The 14,707-nt window shown below is 72.1% G+C and carries 12 protein-coding genes; 8 read left to right on the top strand and 4 right to left on the bottom strand.

Annotated elements, in window-relative coordinates; translation table 11 throughout:
• Positions 1-344 precede the first annotated feature (344 nt).
• The 6 genes from ACW0Q9_RS21780 to polA all read left to right on the top strand — a co-directional run bounded on the left by ACW0Q9_RS21780 (position 345) and on the right by polA (position 8,123).
• A complete protein-coding gene (locus ACW0Q9_RS21780) occupies positions 345-1,508 on the top strand; it encodes a branched-chain amino acid ABC transporter substrate-binding protein (protein WP_456184134.1) in 1,164 nt (387 codons plus the stop codon).
• 93 nt (positions 1,509-1,601) lie between these two features.
• Entirely contained in the window at positions 1,602-2,552 is a 951-nt protein-coding gene (locus ACW0Q9_RS21775; RefSeq protein WP_456184132.1) for a branched-chain amino acid ABC transporter permease, read from the top strand.
• Entirely contained in the window at positions 2,549-3,703 is a 1,155-nt protein-coding gene (locus ACW0Q9_RS21770) for a branched-chain amino acid ABC transporter permease (RefSeq protein ID WP_456184130.1), read from the top strand. The genes ACW0Q9_RS21775 and ACW0Q9_RS21770 overlap by 4 nt, the downstream gene beginning before the upstream one ends.
• Positions 3,696-4,616, top strand: coding sequence for an ABC transporter ATP-binding protein (locus tag ACW0Q9_RS21765; RefSeq protein ID WP_456184128.1), 921 nt, complete (start codon positions 3,696-3,698; stop codon positions 4,614-4,616). The genes ACW0Q9_RS21770 and ACW0Q9_RS21765 overlap by 8 nt, the downstream gene beginning before the upstream one ends.
• Positions 4,606-5,316, top strand: coding sequence for an ABC transporter ATP-binding protein (locus tag ACW0Q9_RS21760; protein WP_456184126.1), 711 nt, complete (start codon positions 4,606-4,608; stop codon positions 5,314-5,316). The genes ACW0Q9_RS21765 and ACW0Q9_RS21760 overlap by 11 nt, the downstream gene beginning before the upstream one ends.
• Before the next feature lie 107 nt (positions 5,317-5,423).
• Positions 5,424-8,123: a DNA polymerase I gene (gene polA, locus ACW0Q9_RS21755; protein ID WP_456184124.1), complete on the top strand. Its 2,700-nt coding sequence runs from the start codon at positions 5,424-5,426 to the stop codon at positions 8,121-8,123.
• Between the two features lie 208 nt (positions 8,124-8,331).
• Here polA and ACW0Q9_RS21750 read toward each other — a convergent pair whose 3' ends face one another.
• From ACW0Q9_RS21750 to ACW0Q9_RS21740, 3 genes are read right to left on the bottom strand one after another with little or no spacing between them, the layout of a single operon-like run.
• Positions 8,332-8,763 carry a DUF3140 domain-containing protein gene (locus ACW0Q9_RS21750; protein WP_456184122.1) on the bottom strand — a complete coding sequence of 144 codons (432 nt, stop codon included), beginning with the start codon at positions 8,761-8,763 and terminating at the stop codon, positions 8,332-8,334.
• Positions 8,750-8,971 carry a DUF2945 domain-containing protein gene (locus ACW0Q9_RS21745; protein WP_456184120.1) on the bottom strand — a complete coding sequence of 74 codons (222 nt, stop codon included), beginning with the start codon at positions 8,969-8,971 and terminating at the stop codon, positions 8,750-8,752. The genes ACW0Q9_RS21750 and ACW0Q9_RS21745 overlap by 14 nt, the downstream gene beginning before the upstream one ends.
• 40 nt (positions 8,972-9,011) lie before the next feature.
• A complete protein-coding gene (locus ACW0Q9_RS21740; RefSeq protein ID WP_456184118.1) occupies positions 9,012-9,818 on the bottom strand; it encodes a class I SAM-dependent methyltransferase in 807 nt (268 codons plus the stop codon).
• A 373-nt stretch (positions 9,819-10,191) separates the two neighbouring features.
• Between ACW0Q9_RS21740 and rpsA the strand changes: the two genes are divergently transcribed.
• Both rpsA and coaE read left to right on the top strand, forming a co-directional pair.
• On the top strand, positions 10,192-11,676 hold the full coding sequence (gene rpsA, locus ACW0Q9_RS21735) for a 30S ribosomal protein S1 (protein ID WP_456184116.1): 1,485 nt from the start codon (positions 10,192-10,194) through the stop codon (positions 11,674-11,676).
• Between the two features lie 153 nt (positions 11,677-11,829).
• Positions 11,830-13,008 carry a dephospho-CoA kinase gene (gene coaE / locus ACW0Q9_RS21730; RefSeq protein ID WP_456184114.1) on the top strand — a complete coding sequence of 393 codons (1,179 nt, stop codon included), beginning with the start codon at positions 11,830-11,832 and terminating at the stop codon, positions 13,006-13,008.
• A 6-nt stretch (positions 13,009-13,014) separates the two neighbouring features.
• Here coaE and ACW0Q9_RS21725 read toward each other — a convergent pair whose 3' ends face one another.
• The gene (locus ACW0Q9_RS21725; RefSeq protein ID WP_456184136.1) at positions 13,015-14,451 is read right to left on the bottom strand and encodes a hypothetical protein; all 1,437 of its coding nucleotides are present in this window, start codon (positions 14,449-14,451) and stop codon (positions 13,015-13,017) included.
• Positions 14,452-14,707: the final 256 nt, after the last annotated feature.

The raw sequence follows: 14,707 nt of genomic DNA, 5'->3' as shown, positions 1-14,707 counted from the left end.
GCGGGCGAGGTGGCGCTACTGCTGGTGGACGACGACGGGCGGGCCGGGGTGTGGTCGGCGCGGGGGTCGTGGCGGCCCGGGTGAGCCGCTCACCAGCACATTTCCGGCCAGTGTCGGATGTCCGATTTTCCCTCCCTCCAGCCTCGTGTGTTACAGCACTTCTGTGAATCCGGCCACTCAACGTAACGGTTAGGTCAACCCCGCTGCTCAGGTCTACCTTCGCGGCCCGCTGGTGGGATAACGTCCCGGCCCAGACCGGGATCGCGGTCGGTCCGGCAACCCCCCGCAAGGTCCAATTTCTGGCGGGTGGTTCCCGGGCCATCGGACGGAGGAGGGTACGAGCCGTGAGGCAGAAGCTCGCACGGGTGCTGGGTGGCGTGGCCATCGGTGCGCTCGTTTTCAGTGGCGCGGCCTGCAAGGCTGACAGTGGTAGTGAGGCGGGTGGCAGCAAGGCCGCCTGCGACCTGAAGATCGGCTTCTTCGGCCCGCTGACCGGTGACGCCGCGGGTCTCGGTATCCACATGCGCAACGGCACCAAGCTGGCCATCGACCAGTACAACAAGGACAACGCGGACTGCAAGGTCAACCTGGCCGAGTACGACTCGCAGGGTGACCCGGCCAAGGCCCCGGCCCTGGCGCAGCAGGCCGTCGGTGACAGCAAGGTCGTCGGCATCATCGGCCCGGCGTTCTCCGGTGAGTCCGAGGTCGGGAACCCGATCTTCGACGAGGCCGGCCTGCCGGCCATCACCCCGTCGGCGACCCGCCCGAGCCTGAGCACCAAGAACTGGAAGATCTTCCACCGGGGCGTCGGCAACGACACCTCGCAGGGCCCGGCCGCCGGTCGGTACATCAAGAACGTCCTGAAGGCCGACAAGGTCTACGTCGTGGACGACCAGTCGGCGTACGGCCAGGGCCTGGTGGACGAGGTGAAGAAGGTTCTCGGCTCGGTCGCGGGCGAGGACAAGATCCAGGTCAAGCAGACCAACTTCTCCGCCGTGGTCACCAAGATCCAGAGCAGCGGTGCGAACGTCCTCTTCTTCGGTGGCTACTACACCGAGGCCGGCCTGCTGCTCAAGCAGCTCAAGGGCGCGGGCTGGAAGGGCACGATGGTCGCCGGTGACGGTGTCAACGACGCCAACTTCATCAAGGTCGCCGGCGAGCAGGTCGCCGAGGGCACCATCCTCACCTGCCCGTGCGCCCCGGCCACCGCGGCCAAGGGCACCTTCGTGACCGACTACAAGGCGGCCTTCGACAACGCCGAGCCGGGCACCTACGCCGACGTGTCGTACGACATCACGAAGATCTTCCTCGAGGGCATCAAGAGCGGTAAGTCCTCCCGGGCCGACCTGCTCAGCTTCGTGAACTCCTACAACGGCACCGGCGGCGCCACCGGCGTCACCTACAAGTTCGAGTCCAACGGCGAGCTGGACCCGGCCCAGGTGCTGGTCTGGGCGTTCAAGGTGAACGCGGGCAAGGTCGTCCCCGACATCGAGATCCCCAAGTCCTGACCGGTTTGTCCGGTCCCGGCACGGGACACCAGGCGTGCGGCCGGGAGATTTCCTCCCGGCCGCACCGCTTGGCCGCACAGTTGGAGCCCCCACTTGAACTTCGATGAGCTCTTCGGGAATTTCCCGGCGCTGACCATCACCGGCCTGGAGCAGGGCGCGATCTACGCGCTCATCGCCCTCGGCTACACCCTGGTGTATGGCGTTCTGCGCCTGATCAACTTTGCTCACTCCGAGGTCTTCATGGTCGGTACCTTCACCGCCCTGTGGACCTGGCAGGCCCTCGGCTACAACCAGAACTCGGCCGCCCCGGCCCTCGGCCCGCTGATCCTGGCGGTCGTCGCCGGTCTCGTGGTGGCGATGGCCGCCTCGGCGGTCACCGCGGTCACGGTCGAGTTGGTCGCCTACCGGCCGCTGCGCCGCCGCAACGCGCCGCCGCTGGCCTTCCTCATCACCGCGATCGGCGCGTCGTTCGTGCTCGCCGAGTCGTTCGGCATCAGCACCAGCCGGGCCCCGTTCGGCATGCCGGACCTGATCCCGCAGAAGACGGTCTTCACCCTCTTCGGCGCCGCGGTGACAAACGTCCAGCTGCTCATCCTCGGCGTCACGCTGATCATGATGATCGGGCTGGACCAGTTCGTGAACCGCAGCCGGCTGGGCCGCGGCATCCGGGCGGTCGCCCAGGACGCGGACACCGCCGCGCTGATGGGCGTCAACAAGAACCGCGTCATCCTGCTGGTCTTCGTGCTCGGCGGCCTCATGGCCGGCGTGGGCGCGCTGCTCTGGGACCTGCGGTTCGGCTACACCAAGTTCAACGTCGGCTTCCTGATCGGGCTCAAGGCCTTCGCGGCCGCGGTGCTCGGCGGCATCGGCAACCTGCGCGGCGCGCTGCTGGGCGGCCTGCTGCTCGGCGTGGCGGAGAACTACGCGGCCGGCCTGTTCGGCGGCGAGTGGAAGGACTTCACTGGCTTCGTGCTGCTGATCGTGCTGCTGATGTTCCGGCCGACCGGTCTGCTCGGCGAATCTCTCGGGAGGGCGCGCGCATGACCGCCACCGTGGACAACAAGCGGACCGCGGGCTTCAAGAGCCGCTGGGCGGCCATGCCCAAGCAGGTGCGCTGGGCGGCGATCGCCGCACTGGTCGTGCTGCTCTACATCCTGCCCAACAAGTGGTTCTACGAGTACCTCGGCTTCCCCATCGGCAGCGAGTACTTCGCCTTCTACACCACCCGGTCGGACTTCGCGGGCGTGCTCTTCGACACCGCGGTGTTCGTGCTGCTGGCCGTCGGGCTCAACGTGGTGGTCGGCTTCGCCGGCCTGCTCGACCTGGGCTACTTCGGTTTCTACGCGCTCGGCGCGTACACGGTCGCGTTGCTGACCTCGCCGGAGAGCCGGTTCGGCACGAACTGGCCGTGGCTGGCGGCGGTGCCGCTGGCGGTGATGGTGGCGATGGTCTCCGGCGTGATCCTCGGCGGCCCGACGCTGCGCCTGCGCGGTGACTACCTGGCGATCGTGACCCTCGGCTTCGCCGAGATGATCCGGCTCTACGCCGCGCGCCAGGACGGCCTCCTCCAGGGCCAGCGGGGCATCCCCGCGATCCCGCACCCGCCGGGCTCCGGCACCGACGGAAAGCCGCTGTTCGGGGTGGTGGACGCCCGGCCGTACTACTGGCTGATGCTGACGCTGATCCTGATCGTGCTGGTGCTGATCCGGAACCTGGCCAACAGCCGGGTCGGCCGGGCCTGGGTGGCGATCCGCGAGGACGAGGACGCCGCCGAGATCATGGGCGTGCCGACGTTCAAGTACAAGCTGTGGGCGTTCGCCATCGGCGCGGCGGTGGCCGGTCTGACCGGCGCGGTCTTCGCCGGCAAGCAGACGTTCATCAACTCCGATCAGTTCGTGCTGGAGAGCTCCATCCTGGTGCTGGCCGCGGTGATCCTCGGCGGCGCCGGCAACATCAAGGGCGCCATCGTCGGCGGCGCGGTCACCTGGTACCTGCCGGAGTGGCTGCGTGGCATCGGCGACCTCCTCGGGGTGGAGTTCGACGCCGCCGAGTACCGGATCCTGGTCTTCGGCCTGGTGGTCATCGTCATGATGATCTTCCGGCCGCAGGGTCTGGTGCCCAACCGGCGGCGGGCGGCGGAGTTCGCCGACCGGCGCAAGGAAGCGGTTCCCCAGGAGACGGTGCCCAATGAGTGAGCCGCAGATGCACAGCGAGCGGGACGAGACCAGCGAGCGGGACATCGCCGACGACGGTCGCAGCACGGTCGGCACCCCGCCGGAGAAGGGCGCGGACACCCCGGTCGAGCCCACGCCGGGCGAGACCGCCCCGGCCGGGCGCGAGCCGCTGCTGGAGGTCGACCACGTCACCCTCCGCTTCGGCGGTGTGGTCGCCCTCAACGACGTGGCCTTCACCCTGTACAAGGGTGAGATCCTCGGCCTGATCGGCCCGAACGGCGCCGGCAAGACGACCTGCTTCAACGCGATGACGGGCGTCTACCGGCCCACCGAGGGCGAGATCCGGTTCGCCGGGCAGCGGATCAACGGCAAGCGCCGGAGCTGGATCACCAAGGCGGGCATCGCCCGGACGTTCCAGAACATCCGGCTCTTCCCGGAGATGACCGCGCTGGAGAACGTGATGGTGGGCGCGGACGCCCACCACAAGACCAGCGTGATCTCCGCGATGCTGCGGCTGCCCCGGCACTGGCGGGAGGAGCGGCAGGGCCGCGAGAGGGCACTCGAACTGCTGCGCTTCGTCGGCATCGAGCGCCGCGCCGGGGACCTGGCCCGCAACCTCTCGTACGGCGAGCAGCGCCGGCTGGAGATCGCCCGGGCGCTGGCCACCGATCCGACCCTGCTCTGCCTGGACGAGCCGGCTGCCGGCTTCACCCCGGCGGAGAAGGAGGAACTGCTCGGCCTGATCCGGAAGATCCGCGACAATGGCACGACGATCCTGCTGATCGAGCACGACATGCGACTCGTCATGGGCGTGACCGACCGGATCGTGGTGCTGGAGTTCGGCAAGAAGATCGCCGAGGGCCTGCCGGCCGAGGTCCGGGAGGACCCGAAGGTGATCGCCGCGTACCTGGGGGTGCCGACCGATGCTGCTTGAGATCAACGACCTGACCCTGCTGTACGGGCGGATCCAGGCGCTGCACGGGATCAGCCTGCACGTCGACGAGGGTGAGGTGGTGGCCCTGATCGGCGCGAACGGCGCCGGCAAGACCACCACCATGCGGGCCATCTCCGGGCTGCGCCCCGTCGCCTCCGGTTCGATCGTCTTCGACGGGACCGACGTCACCCGGATGCGGGCCGACCTGCGGGTGATCCGGGGCATCGGCCAGGCGCCCGAGGGCCGCGGCGTCTTCCCTGGGATGAGCGTCGTGGAGAACCTGGAGATGGGCGCGTACACCCGCAAGGACCGGTCGGGCATCGCCGAGGACATGAAGATGGTCATGGACCTCTTCCCCCGGCTGCACGAGCGGCGCAAGCAGGCCGGCGGCACGCTCTCCGGCGGCGAGCAGCAGATGCTGGCGGTGGGCCGGGCCCTGATGGCCCGCCCGAAGCTGCTGCTGCTCGACGAGCCCTCGATGGGGCTCGCGCCGATGCTGATCCAGCAGATCTTCGAGATCATCACCCGGATCAACGAGCAGGGCACCACCATCCTGCTGGTGGAGCAGAACGCCCAGCAGGCGCTCTCCCGGGCCCACCGGGGCTACGTGCTGGAGACCGGCCGGATCGTCAAGGAGGGCACCGGCCGGGACCTGCTGCACGACCCGGCGGTCAAGGAGGCGTACCTCGGCGTCGCCTGAGCCGTACCCGTCGGCGGCCGGCCGTCCCCACGTGGGGCGGCCGGCCGCCGCTTTTCGCCGTGCCGCCGTCCGCCGGGTTGTCGGCGGTACGGGCTAGAGTCGCTGCCGTGACAGCTACGACGCCGCGCCTGCTCCTCGTCGACGGACACTCCCTGGCATACCGGGCGTTCTTCGCCCTGCCGGTGGAGAACTTCTCCACCACCACGGGGCAGCCGACCAACGCCGTCTACGGCTTCACCTCGATGCTGATCAACGTGCTCCGCGACGAGCAGCCCAGCCACATCGTGGTCGCCTTCGACGTCTCCCGCCGCTCCTTCCGCACGGACAAGTACGCGGACTACAAGGCCGGCCGCAGCGAGACCCCGACCGACTTCAAGGGCCAGGTCAGCCTCGTCAAGGAGGTCCTCGCGGCGCTGCGCATCCCGGTGGTGGAGAAGGAGGGCTACGAGGCCGACGACGTCATCGCCACCCTCGCCTGCCAGGCCCGTGACCAGGGCATGGACGTGCTGATCACCACCGGCGACCGGGACGCGTTCCAGCTCGTCGGCGACCGGGTCACCGTGCTCTACCCGCGCAAGGGCGTCTCCGACCTGGCCCGGATGGACCCGGCCGCGGTCGAGGCGAAGTACGGGGTGGGCCCGGACCGCTACCGCGACCTGGCCGCCCTGGTCGGCGAGACCAGCGACAACCTCAGCGGCGTCGACGGGGTCGGCCCGAAGACCGCCGCCAAGTGGATCAACCTGTACGGCGGGGCGGACGGCGTCGTCGCCCACGCGGACGCGATCAAGGGCAAGGCCGGCGACAACCTGCGCGCCCAGCTCTCCCGCGTGATCCGCAACTACGAGATCAACTGCCTGGTCACCGACCTGGAGCTGCCGGTGCGTCCGGAGGACGCCCGCTGGCAGGGGTGGGACCGGGAGGCCGTGCACCAGGTCTTCGACACCCTCCAGTTCCGCATCCTGCGCGACCGGCTCTACCAGTACCTGGAGGCCGTCGAGCCGGAGGCCGAGGCCGGCTTCGAGCTGGCCGGGCAGGTGCTCACCGGGCCCGGCGGGGTCGCCGGGTGGCTGGCCGAGCACGCTCCGGCCGGCGCCCCGGTCGGCGTGGCGGTGAAGCTCGACACCGGCCCCAACCGGCGGCACACCGCCGCCGTGACCGGCATGGCGCTGGCCACCGCCGGCGGCGCGGCCGCCTGGTTCGACCCGGCCGCCCTCGACCCCGAGGACGAGGGCGCGCTGGCCGGCTGGCTCGCCGACGAGGCCCGCCCCAAGGTGCTGCACGACAGCAAGCCGGCCGTGCTGGCGTTCGCCGCGCACGGCTGGGACCTGCAGGGCATCTCCCGCGACACCCAGATCGCCGCCTACCTGGCCCGCCCCGACCAGCGCTCCTACGACCTCACCGACCTGGCACTGCGCTACCTGCACCGGGAGCTGCGGGTCGACGCGCCGGAGAGCGGCCAGCTCACCCTCGACGGGCTCGGCGACGAGGGCGCGGTCGAGCAGAACCTGATGCTCCAGGCCCGGGCCACCCTCGACCTGGCCGACGCGATCGACGCCGAGCTGTCCCGCGACGGCGAGCAGTCCGCCCGGCTGATGGCCGGCGTCGAGCTGCCGCTCATGCGGGTGCTGGCCACCATGGAGCGCACGGGCATCGCCGCCGACACCGAATACCTGTCCGAGCTGGAGGCGCACTTCGCCGCCGAGGTGAAGGCCGCCGCCCAGGGCGCGTACGCGGCGGTCGGGCGGGAGTTCAACCTGGGCTCGCCCAAGCAGCTCCAGGAGATCCTCTTCGGCGAGCTGGGCCTGCCCAAGACCAAGAAGATCAAGACCGGCTACACCACCGACGCCGACGCCCTCCAGTGGCTCTACGCGCAGAACCCGCACCCGGTGCTCGAGCACCTGCTGCGCCACCGCGACGTCGCCAAGCTCAAGATGACCGTCGACGGGCTGCTCAAGTCGGTCTCCGACGACGGCCGGATCCACACCACCTTCAACCAGACGGTGGCCGCCACCGGCCGGCTCTCCTCGACCGAGCCCAACCTGCAGAACATCCCCATCCGCACGGAGGAGGGGCGGCGGATCCGGCGCGCCTTCGTGGTCGGTGAGGGCTACGAGTGCCTGCTCACCGCCGACTACAGCCAGATCGAGATGCGGATCATGGCGCACCTCTCCTCCGACGACGCGCTGATCGAGGCGTTCAACTCGGGGCACGACTTCCACGCCGCCACCGCCTCCTCGGTCTTCACCGTCGAGGTCGACCAGGTCACCGCCGACCAGCGCCGCAAGATCAAGGCGATGAACTACGGCCTGGCGTACGGGCTGAGCGCGTTCGGCCTGTCCCAGCAGCTCGGGATCACCGCCGAGGAGGCGCGCGGGCTCATGGAGAACTACTTCGCCGGCTTCGGCGGGGTCCGCGACTACCTCCAGGAGGTGGTGGCCCGCGCTCGGCAGGACGGCTACACCTCCACGATCCTGGGCCGCCGCCGCTACCTGCCCGACCTGGTCAGCGACAACCGGCAGCGCCGGGAGATGGCCGAGCGGATGGCGCTCAACGCCCCCATCCAGGGCTCGGCGGCCGACATCATCAAGGTCGCCATGCTGCGCGTCGACACCGCGCTGCGCGACGCCGGGCTGCGCTCCCGGATGCTGCTCCAGGTGCACGACGAGCTGGTCTTCGAGGTCGCCCCGGGCGAGCGGGAGGCCCTGGAGGCGCTGGTGCGCAAGGAGATGGGTGAGGCGTACCCGCTCTCCGTGCCGCTGGAGGTCTCCGTGGGCGAGGGCCGCGACTGGAACAGCGCCGACCACTGACCCCCGCCGGGGGCTTCGGCCGACGGCGTCTCGCGAATCTCGGAGACTTGCCGTTCGCGGCGAACGGCAAGTCTCCACGATTGCGCGCGTTGCGCCGGTTGTCGACGGCGCTCGCGGGTGGCGGCCGCGGAGCGGGCCGGGCAGCGCCCACTCCTGCTACCCGGGCGATCGTCGGCGGCCCGCAGGAACGGCAGGGTCAACGCCCGGGTCAGCGGCCCGGCCCTCCGCGCTCCTTCGGCGGGCTGCCGTGCCGTTGCAGGGCCTTGCGGGACGGGCCGCCCGGCGGCGGGAGCGGACCCTTGACCGGGTCGTGGCCCCAGTTCATCAGCGAGTACCGCCACCGGGTCCGGCGCACGTCGCCGCTCGGCCGCTGGGCCATGTGCCGCCGGACGTACCCGACGACCTTGCGCATGTGTTTGTAGTCGGCGGCGGTGAGCTGGTCGCGCTTGCGGCGCAGCAGGTCGATGATCTTCCGGCCGGACTCGTGGCCCACCGACTCGCCGCCCGCGGTGCCCTTCTTCCGCCAGCCCACGTGCTTGGACTCGTCGGTCTCCAGCCACTTCTGCAGCTCGGTGGGCTTCATGTTCACCGCGTCGGTGAACTCCCGGTAGGTCTGCTGCGGGTCGTCACTTGGGCTCACGGCGCAGCACCTCCGGTCGGTGGGCGACGTCCCGGCCCGAGTCGTCGTTGCGGATCCGGTACTGCGGCTCCTCCATCGAGGCGTTCACCGCGTGCCCGCGGACGTGGGTGCGTTCGGTGAGCTTCTCCTTGACGATCCCGTACGCCCGGCCGCTGTGGCTGGCCCAGGAGACGTGGTCGCCCCGGCGGAACTCCTCGTTCTCGGCCATGCCGGCCGGTTACCCGGGCCCGGGGAGCGGAAACGACACCTCAGCCGGCGGCCGGCTTCTCCGCCACGAAGATGGCGGTGCCGGGGAAGAGCCGGCCGCGCAGCGGGCTCCACTGCCCCCAGACGCCCTCGTGCCCCGCCGGCCACTCCGGCTCCACCAGGTCCAGCAGGCGGAACCCGGCGCCGACCAGCTCCCGGATCCGGTCGCCGAGGGTGCGGTGCTGCTCGACGTACGTGGCCACGCCGTGCTCGTCCTGCTCGACGTAGGGGGAGCGGTCGAAGTACGAGTGGACGGCGGTCAGCCCGCCCTCGCCCGGGTCGTCCAGGAAGATCCAGCGCATCGGGTGGGTGACCGAGAAGACCCACCGGCCGCCCGGGCGCAGCACCCGGGCCACCTCCCGCATCGCCGCGGCCGAGTCGTCGACGAACGGGATCGCGCCGAACGCCGTGCAGACCGTGTCGAAGGCCGCGTCGGCGAACGGCAGGGCGAGCGCGTCGGCCTGCACGAGCGGGACGCGTACCCCGGTCCGGGCGGCGGCCTCGGCGGCGTGCCGCAACATGCCGGCGGAGAGATCCAGGGCGACCGGCCGGGCGCCCTGCGCGGCGAGCCAGCGGGCCGCGGCGGCCGCGCCGCAGCCGAGTTCCAGGATCCGGCGGCCGGTCACCTCGCCGAGCAGGCGGGCGTCGGCCTCGCGCAGCCCCTCCGGGCACCAGACGAAGTCCACCTCGCCCAGGAACGCGCCGTGCTCGGCCTGGTAGGCGTCGGCGTCCGCGTCCCACCAGCCCCGGTTGGCCCGCCGGACCTCGGCGGCGCCCACCCGGCGCCGGGTCACCCTGTCGTCGTCCACCCGCCCACGCTAGGCCCCGGACCGCCGTGCCCGGTGGGCGGGCCGCTCCCGGCACGCGGTGTGGCGGATGGTGCCGATGTGACGAACGAGACAGCTGTGGCACCTTACCGCGCGAAATCTCCGCTTTCGCAACTGACGCGTCCGAGGAGACCCGGGAGGGCTTGCACGCTGTGGTAATGCAGCGGGTAGGCTAGACGATGCGCTCGCGGATCGTGTGCCTCGGCAGGGAGCAGGTGCGCGGTCACCGGAGCCACTAATGATCTTCTGATGGCGATCGTTCGGTGTGCCCGGCGACGGATCCGCTGGCGCGGACTGAGTCACCGCGACGCCCACGCCTGCTGTGACAACCCATCCGACCGGAGCAACCGCCCACATGACGAGCAGCATCGAGGCCACCTCGAGCGCCAACAAGGTCACCGTCGACGACCTCGGCTCTGAGGAAGCTTTCCTCGCCGCGATCGACGAGACCATCAAGTACTTCAACGACGGCGACATTGTCGAAGGCACCGTCGTCAAGGTCGATCGGGACGAGGTCCTGCTCGACATCGGCTACAAGACCGAGGGCGTGATCCCCTCTCGGGAGCTGTCGATCAAGCACGACGTGGACCCGGCCGAGGTGGTTTCGGTCGGCGACCACATCGAGGCCCTTGTCCTCCAGAAGGAGGACAAGGAGGGTCGCCTGATCCTCTCCAAGAAGCGGGCGCAGTACGAGCGGGCCTGGGGCACGATCGAGAAGATCAAGGACGAGGACGGCGTCGTCCGCGGTTCGGTCATCGAGGTCGTCAAGGGTGGTCTCATCCTCGACATCGGCCTGCGCGGCTTCCTGCCCGCCTCGCTCGTCGAGATGCGGCGGGTCCGCGACCTGCAGCCGTACGTCGGTCGCGAGCTTGAGGCCAAGATCATCGAGCTGGACAAGAACCGCAACAACGTGGTCCTGTCCCGCCGGGCGTGGCTGGAGCAGACGCAGTCCGAGGTGCGCACCGAGTTCCTCAACAAGCTGCAGAAGGGCCAGGTCCGCAAGGGCGTCGTCTCCTCGATCGTCAACTTCGGCGCGTTCGTCGACCTGGGCGGCGTGGACGGCCTGGTGCACGTCTCCGAGCTCTCCTGGAAGCACATCGACCACCCGTCCGAGGTCGTCGAGGTGGGCCAGGAGGTCGAGGTCGAGGTCCTGGACGTCGACCTGGACCGCGAGCGGGTCTCGCTGTCGCTGAAGGCGACCCAGGAGGACCCGTGGCGGCAGTTCGCCCGCACCCACGCGATCCAGCAGATCGTGCCGGGTAAGGTCACCAAGCTCGTGCCGTTCGGCGCCTTCGTCCGGGTGGACGACGGCATCGAGGGCCTGGTCCACATCTCCGAGCTGGCCGAGCGCCACGTGGAGATCCCGGAGCAGGTCGTGCAGGTCGGCTCCGAGGTCATGGTCAAGGTCATCGACATCGACCTGGAGCGCCGCCGGATCTCGCTGTCGCTCAAGCAGGCCAACGAGGGCTTCGTCGAGGGCGAGGAGCACTTCGACCCGACCCTCTACGGCATGGCCGCGACCTACGACGAGCAGGGCAACTACATCTACCCGGAGGGCTTCGACCCGGAGACGGGCGAGTGGCTCGAGGGCTACGACAAGCAGCGCGAGGCGTGGGAGCAGCAGTACGCCGAGGCGCGCCAGCGCTGGGAGGCCCACACCAAGCAGGTGCAGACCTCCCGGGCCGCCGACGCCGAGGCCGCTGCCAACCCGGCTCCGGCCGTGTCCGGCACCACCACCACGACCACGGCGCCGAGCCGTCAGGCCGAGGAGCCGGCCGGCACGCTGGCCACCGACGAGGCGCTCGCCGCGCTGCGGGAGAAGCTCGCCGGCGGCAAGTGACCCGGTGACGACTCCAGCTCGCCGCTGGAGCAGTCGCTGACGACGAGGGGCCCCGTCCCCGCGATCCGGTACCCACCGGGTCGCCGGGGGCGGGGCCCTCGCCGTCTCCGGGGGAAGTTGGCACCGGAAACCGTGATCGGGTTGACTGTCCCGGTGTTGAAAGTGGGGTTGACCGGCGGGATCGGGTCGGGCAAGAGCGCGGTGTCCACCCGACTGGCCGCGCTCGGCGCGGTGATCATCGACGCGGACCGGATCGCCCGAGAGGTGGTCGCCCCGGGCAGCGATGGCCTCGCCGAGATCGTCGCGACCTTCTCCGACCGGGTCCTCGACGCCGGCGGGGCGCTGGACCGGGCCGCCCTGGGCGCGCTCGTCTTCGGCGACGAGGCCGCCCGCCGCCGGCTGGAGGCGATCACCCACCCCCGGGTCCGGGCCCGCACCGCCGCGCTGGTCGCCGCGGCGCCCCCCGACGCCGTCGTGGTCAACGACGTGCCGCTGCTGGTCGAGGTGGGGCTCGCGCCCACGTACCACCTGGTGCTGGTGGTGCAGGCGGAGGTCGCGACCCGGCTGGAGCGGCTGGCCCGCGACCGCGGCATGGATCGCGCGGAGGCCGAGCGGCGGATCGCCGCGCAGGCCGACGACGCGCGCCGGCAGGCGGCGGCGGACGTGCTGCTCGGCAACGACGGCACGCTGGCCGACCTGCACGCCGCGGTGGACGCCCTGTGGCACGAGCGCCTGCTGCCCTACGAGCGCAACGTCCGGGAACGCCGCGCGGTCCTGCGCGAGCAGGTGGTGCTCGCCGAGCCCGACCCGACCTGGCCCCGGCAGTACGCCCGGCTGGCCGCCCGGATCCGCCACGCCGCCGGCGCCGACCTGCGGGTCGACCACATCGGCTCCACCGCCGTGCCCGGGCTGGCCGCCAAGGACGTCATCGACATCCAGCTCACCGTGCCGTCGCTGGCCGAGGCGGACGGGCCGCTCGCCGACCGGCTGGCCGAGGCCGGTTTCCCCCGGCTGCCCGGCGACTGGTGGGACAACCCGCGCCCGCCGGGCAGCCCCCGCTGGGAGAAGCGGCTGCACGGCAACGCCGATCCCGGCCGCCCCGTGCACCTGCACCTGCGGGTGGCCGACTCGCCCGGCTGGCGCTACGCCCTGCTGATGCGCGACCACCTGCGTGCCGACCCGGGGCAGCGGGCCGCGTACCTGGAGGTGAAGCGGGAGCTGGCGGCCTCCGCGCCGGACAGCGCGACCTACGGCACGCTGAAGGACCCGTGGTTCGACGAGGAGCACCTGCGCGCCGAGGAATGGGCCGCGCAGACCGGGTGGCGGCCCTGAGCCCGCTCAGCGGCGTCTCGCCGGCGGCCTGACCGCGCCGGGCAGCGCGGGCACCCGCCCCGGCGCGAGGTCCAGCCGGGCCCAGACGCCCCGCTCGCCGCGCAGCTCCAGCCGGCGTGGCAGCCCGCCCCGGTCGACCCACCAGCGCATCCGGCCGCGTACCTCGATGACGTCCACCGTCCGTCCCGCCACCCGGTCGTCGCGGATCCGGACCGCGACGGTGGCCGGCACGGCGGTTCGTCCGGCCCGCAACGCCGCGTCGAGCAACCGCTCCACGTCGTCGCCCGGCGGCCGTCCACCCGCCCTGACCAGCCCGGCCGGCGCCGGCAGCGGCGGGGCCGCCGCGCCGCCCGCCGGCACCACGAGCCGGGCCACGCTTCCCGGCCGCGCCCGCACCAGCGTGCGGCGCCCCGGGTCCCCGGCCTCCACCACCGAGAGGTACGCCGTGGAGCCCGCCCAGCTCAGCCAGCCGCTGCCGCGCAGGTCGCCGGCGGGAGCGGTCACGGTCAGCGTGGCGCCCCCGGCCGCGCGCAGCCGGGCGGGCAGCCGGGCCAGCCGGTCGGCCTCGGCGTCGGAGAGCGCCCGGCGCAGGCCGGGACGCCCGCCGAGCGCGTCCACCGGGCGCAGCGTGGGGCGGTCGGTGCGGACCAGTTCCACAGTGACCTGGGTGCCGTCCGGCAGCCAGCCGGCCAGCCGGTGCAACCGCGCGTCTCGGTCCACCCAGAGGCGGGGCGGCCGGTCGGACGCCCCTCCGGCTGCCGGTCCCGGGCCGCTTCCAGGCGCGGTCGGCCCACCTGCCGGGAGGTGGGCCCGGAGGACGTCCACCGGGACGCCGTCGACGGTCTCCCGGCGCAGCCAGCGCGCCTCCGGGCCGGCGGGGTCGACCCGGTCCGCGCCGAGCCCGAGCAGCAGGTCCCGCACCGCCGGCAGGCCGCGCCCGGCCGGCAGGTCCCGCAGCCGCCACCCGTCACCCGGGGGCACCAGCGGGGGCGACGCCGGGGTGGGTGTCGCGGCGGGATCGGGCCGGACCAGCAGCGCCGACGCGGTCGCCTGGACCAGCCCTCGCTCGGCGCCCGCCCCGGGGCCGCCGACGTCCAGGTAGACCAGCGGCCGGGCCCAATCGACCCAGCCGACCAGTTCGGTACGGCCGCCTCCCTCGCCCATGCTGACCCGGACGCCGGCGCGGACGTCGCGCTGGTTGGTGACCCGCAGGGCACCCAGCCGGTCCGCCTCGGCGGCGGTGAGCGGGCGGGCCGCGTCGGTGTGCTCGGCCGGAGGCTCGGGCGACCAGCTCAGCAGGCCGGCGACCAGGGCGGCCGCCGAGGCCGTGGCGACCGCGGCGAGCGCGACGAGGAGGGCCCGGCGGCGGGTCGGCTGCTCGGGCGGGTCACCGCTCCCGTCCAGCTCCGGGTCGCCGGGCGGCTCGAACGGGGCAGGTGGCAGCCGGGCGATCGACCCCTCCCGCCGGCGACGGCCGGGGGCGGGCGTGGAACGGGTCGTGCCGGTGCCGCTGTCGGCGCGGGCGCCTCGATGGCCGTGGCCGGGTCCGCCGGAGACGGGCCGCGCCGCGGGCTGGGTGGGGCCGTCAATGGCGTGTCTGGGCCCGTGGGCGGCCCCCCGTCCGCCCCGACCCTTCGCCGATCTTGGCGAGCTGCCGTTCGTGACGAACGGTAGGTCGCCAAGATCTCCGGGACGGCGT

This window comes from Micromonospora sp. I033 (assembly GCF_053890995.1).
The sequence above is the reverse complement of the archived record's forward strand: the minus strand, read 5'-3'. Positions and strand labels throughout refer to the sequence as shown.

Coding starts and splice junctions, on each gene's coding strand:
- ACW0Q9_RS21770 (WP_456184130.1), top strand. CDS start 2,549: ATGACCGCCACCGTGGACAACAAGCGGACCGCGGGCTTCAAGAGCCGC.
- rpsA (WP_456184116.1), top strand. CDS start 10,192: ATGACGAGCAGCATCGAGGCCACCTCGAGCGCCAACAAGGTCACCGTC.
- ACW0Q9_RS21760 (WP_456184126.1), top strand. CDS start 4,606: ATGCTGCTTGAGATCAACGACCTGACCCTGCTGTACGGGCGGATCCAG.
- ACW0Q9_RS21745 (WP_456184120.1), bottom strand. CDS start 8,971: ATGGCCGAGAACGAGGAGTTCCGCCGGGGCGACCACGTCTCCTGGGCC.
- ACW0Q9_RS21765 (WP_456184128.1), top strand. CDS start 3,696: ATGAGTGAGCCGCAGATGCACAGCGAGCGGGACGAGACCAGCGAGCGG.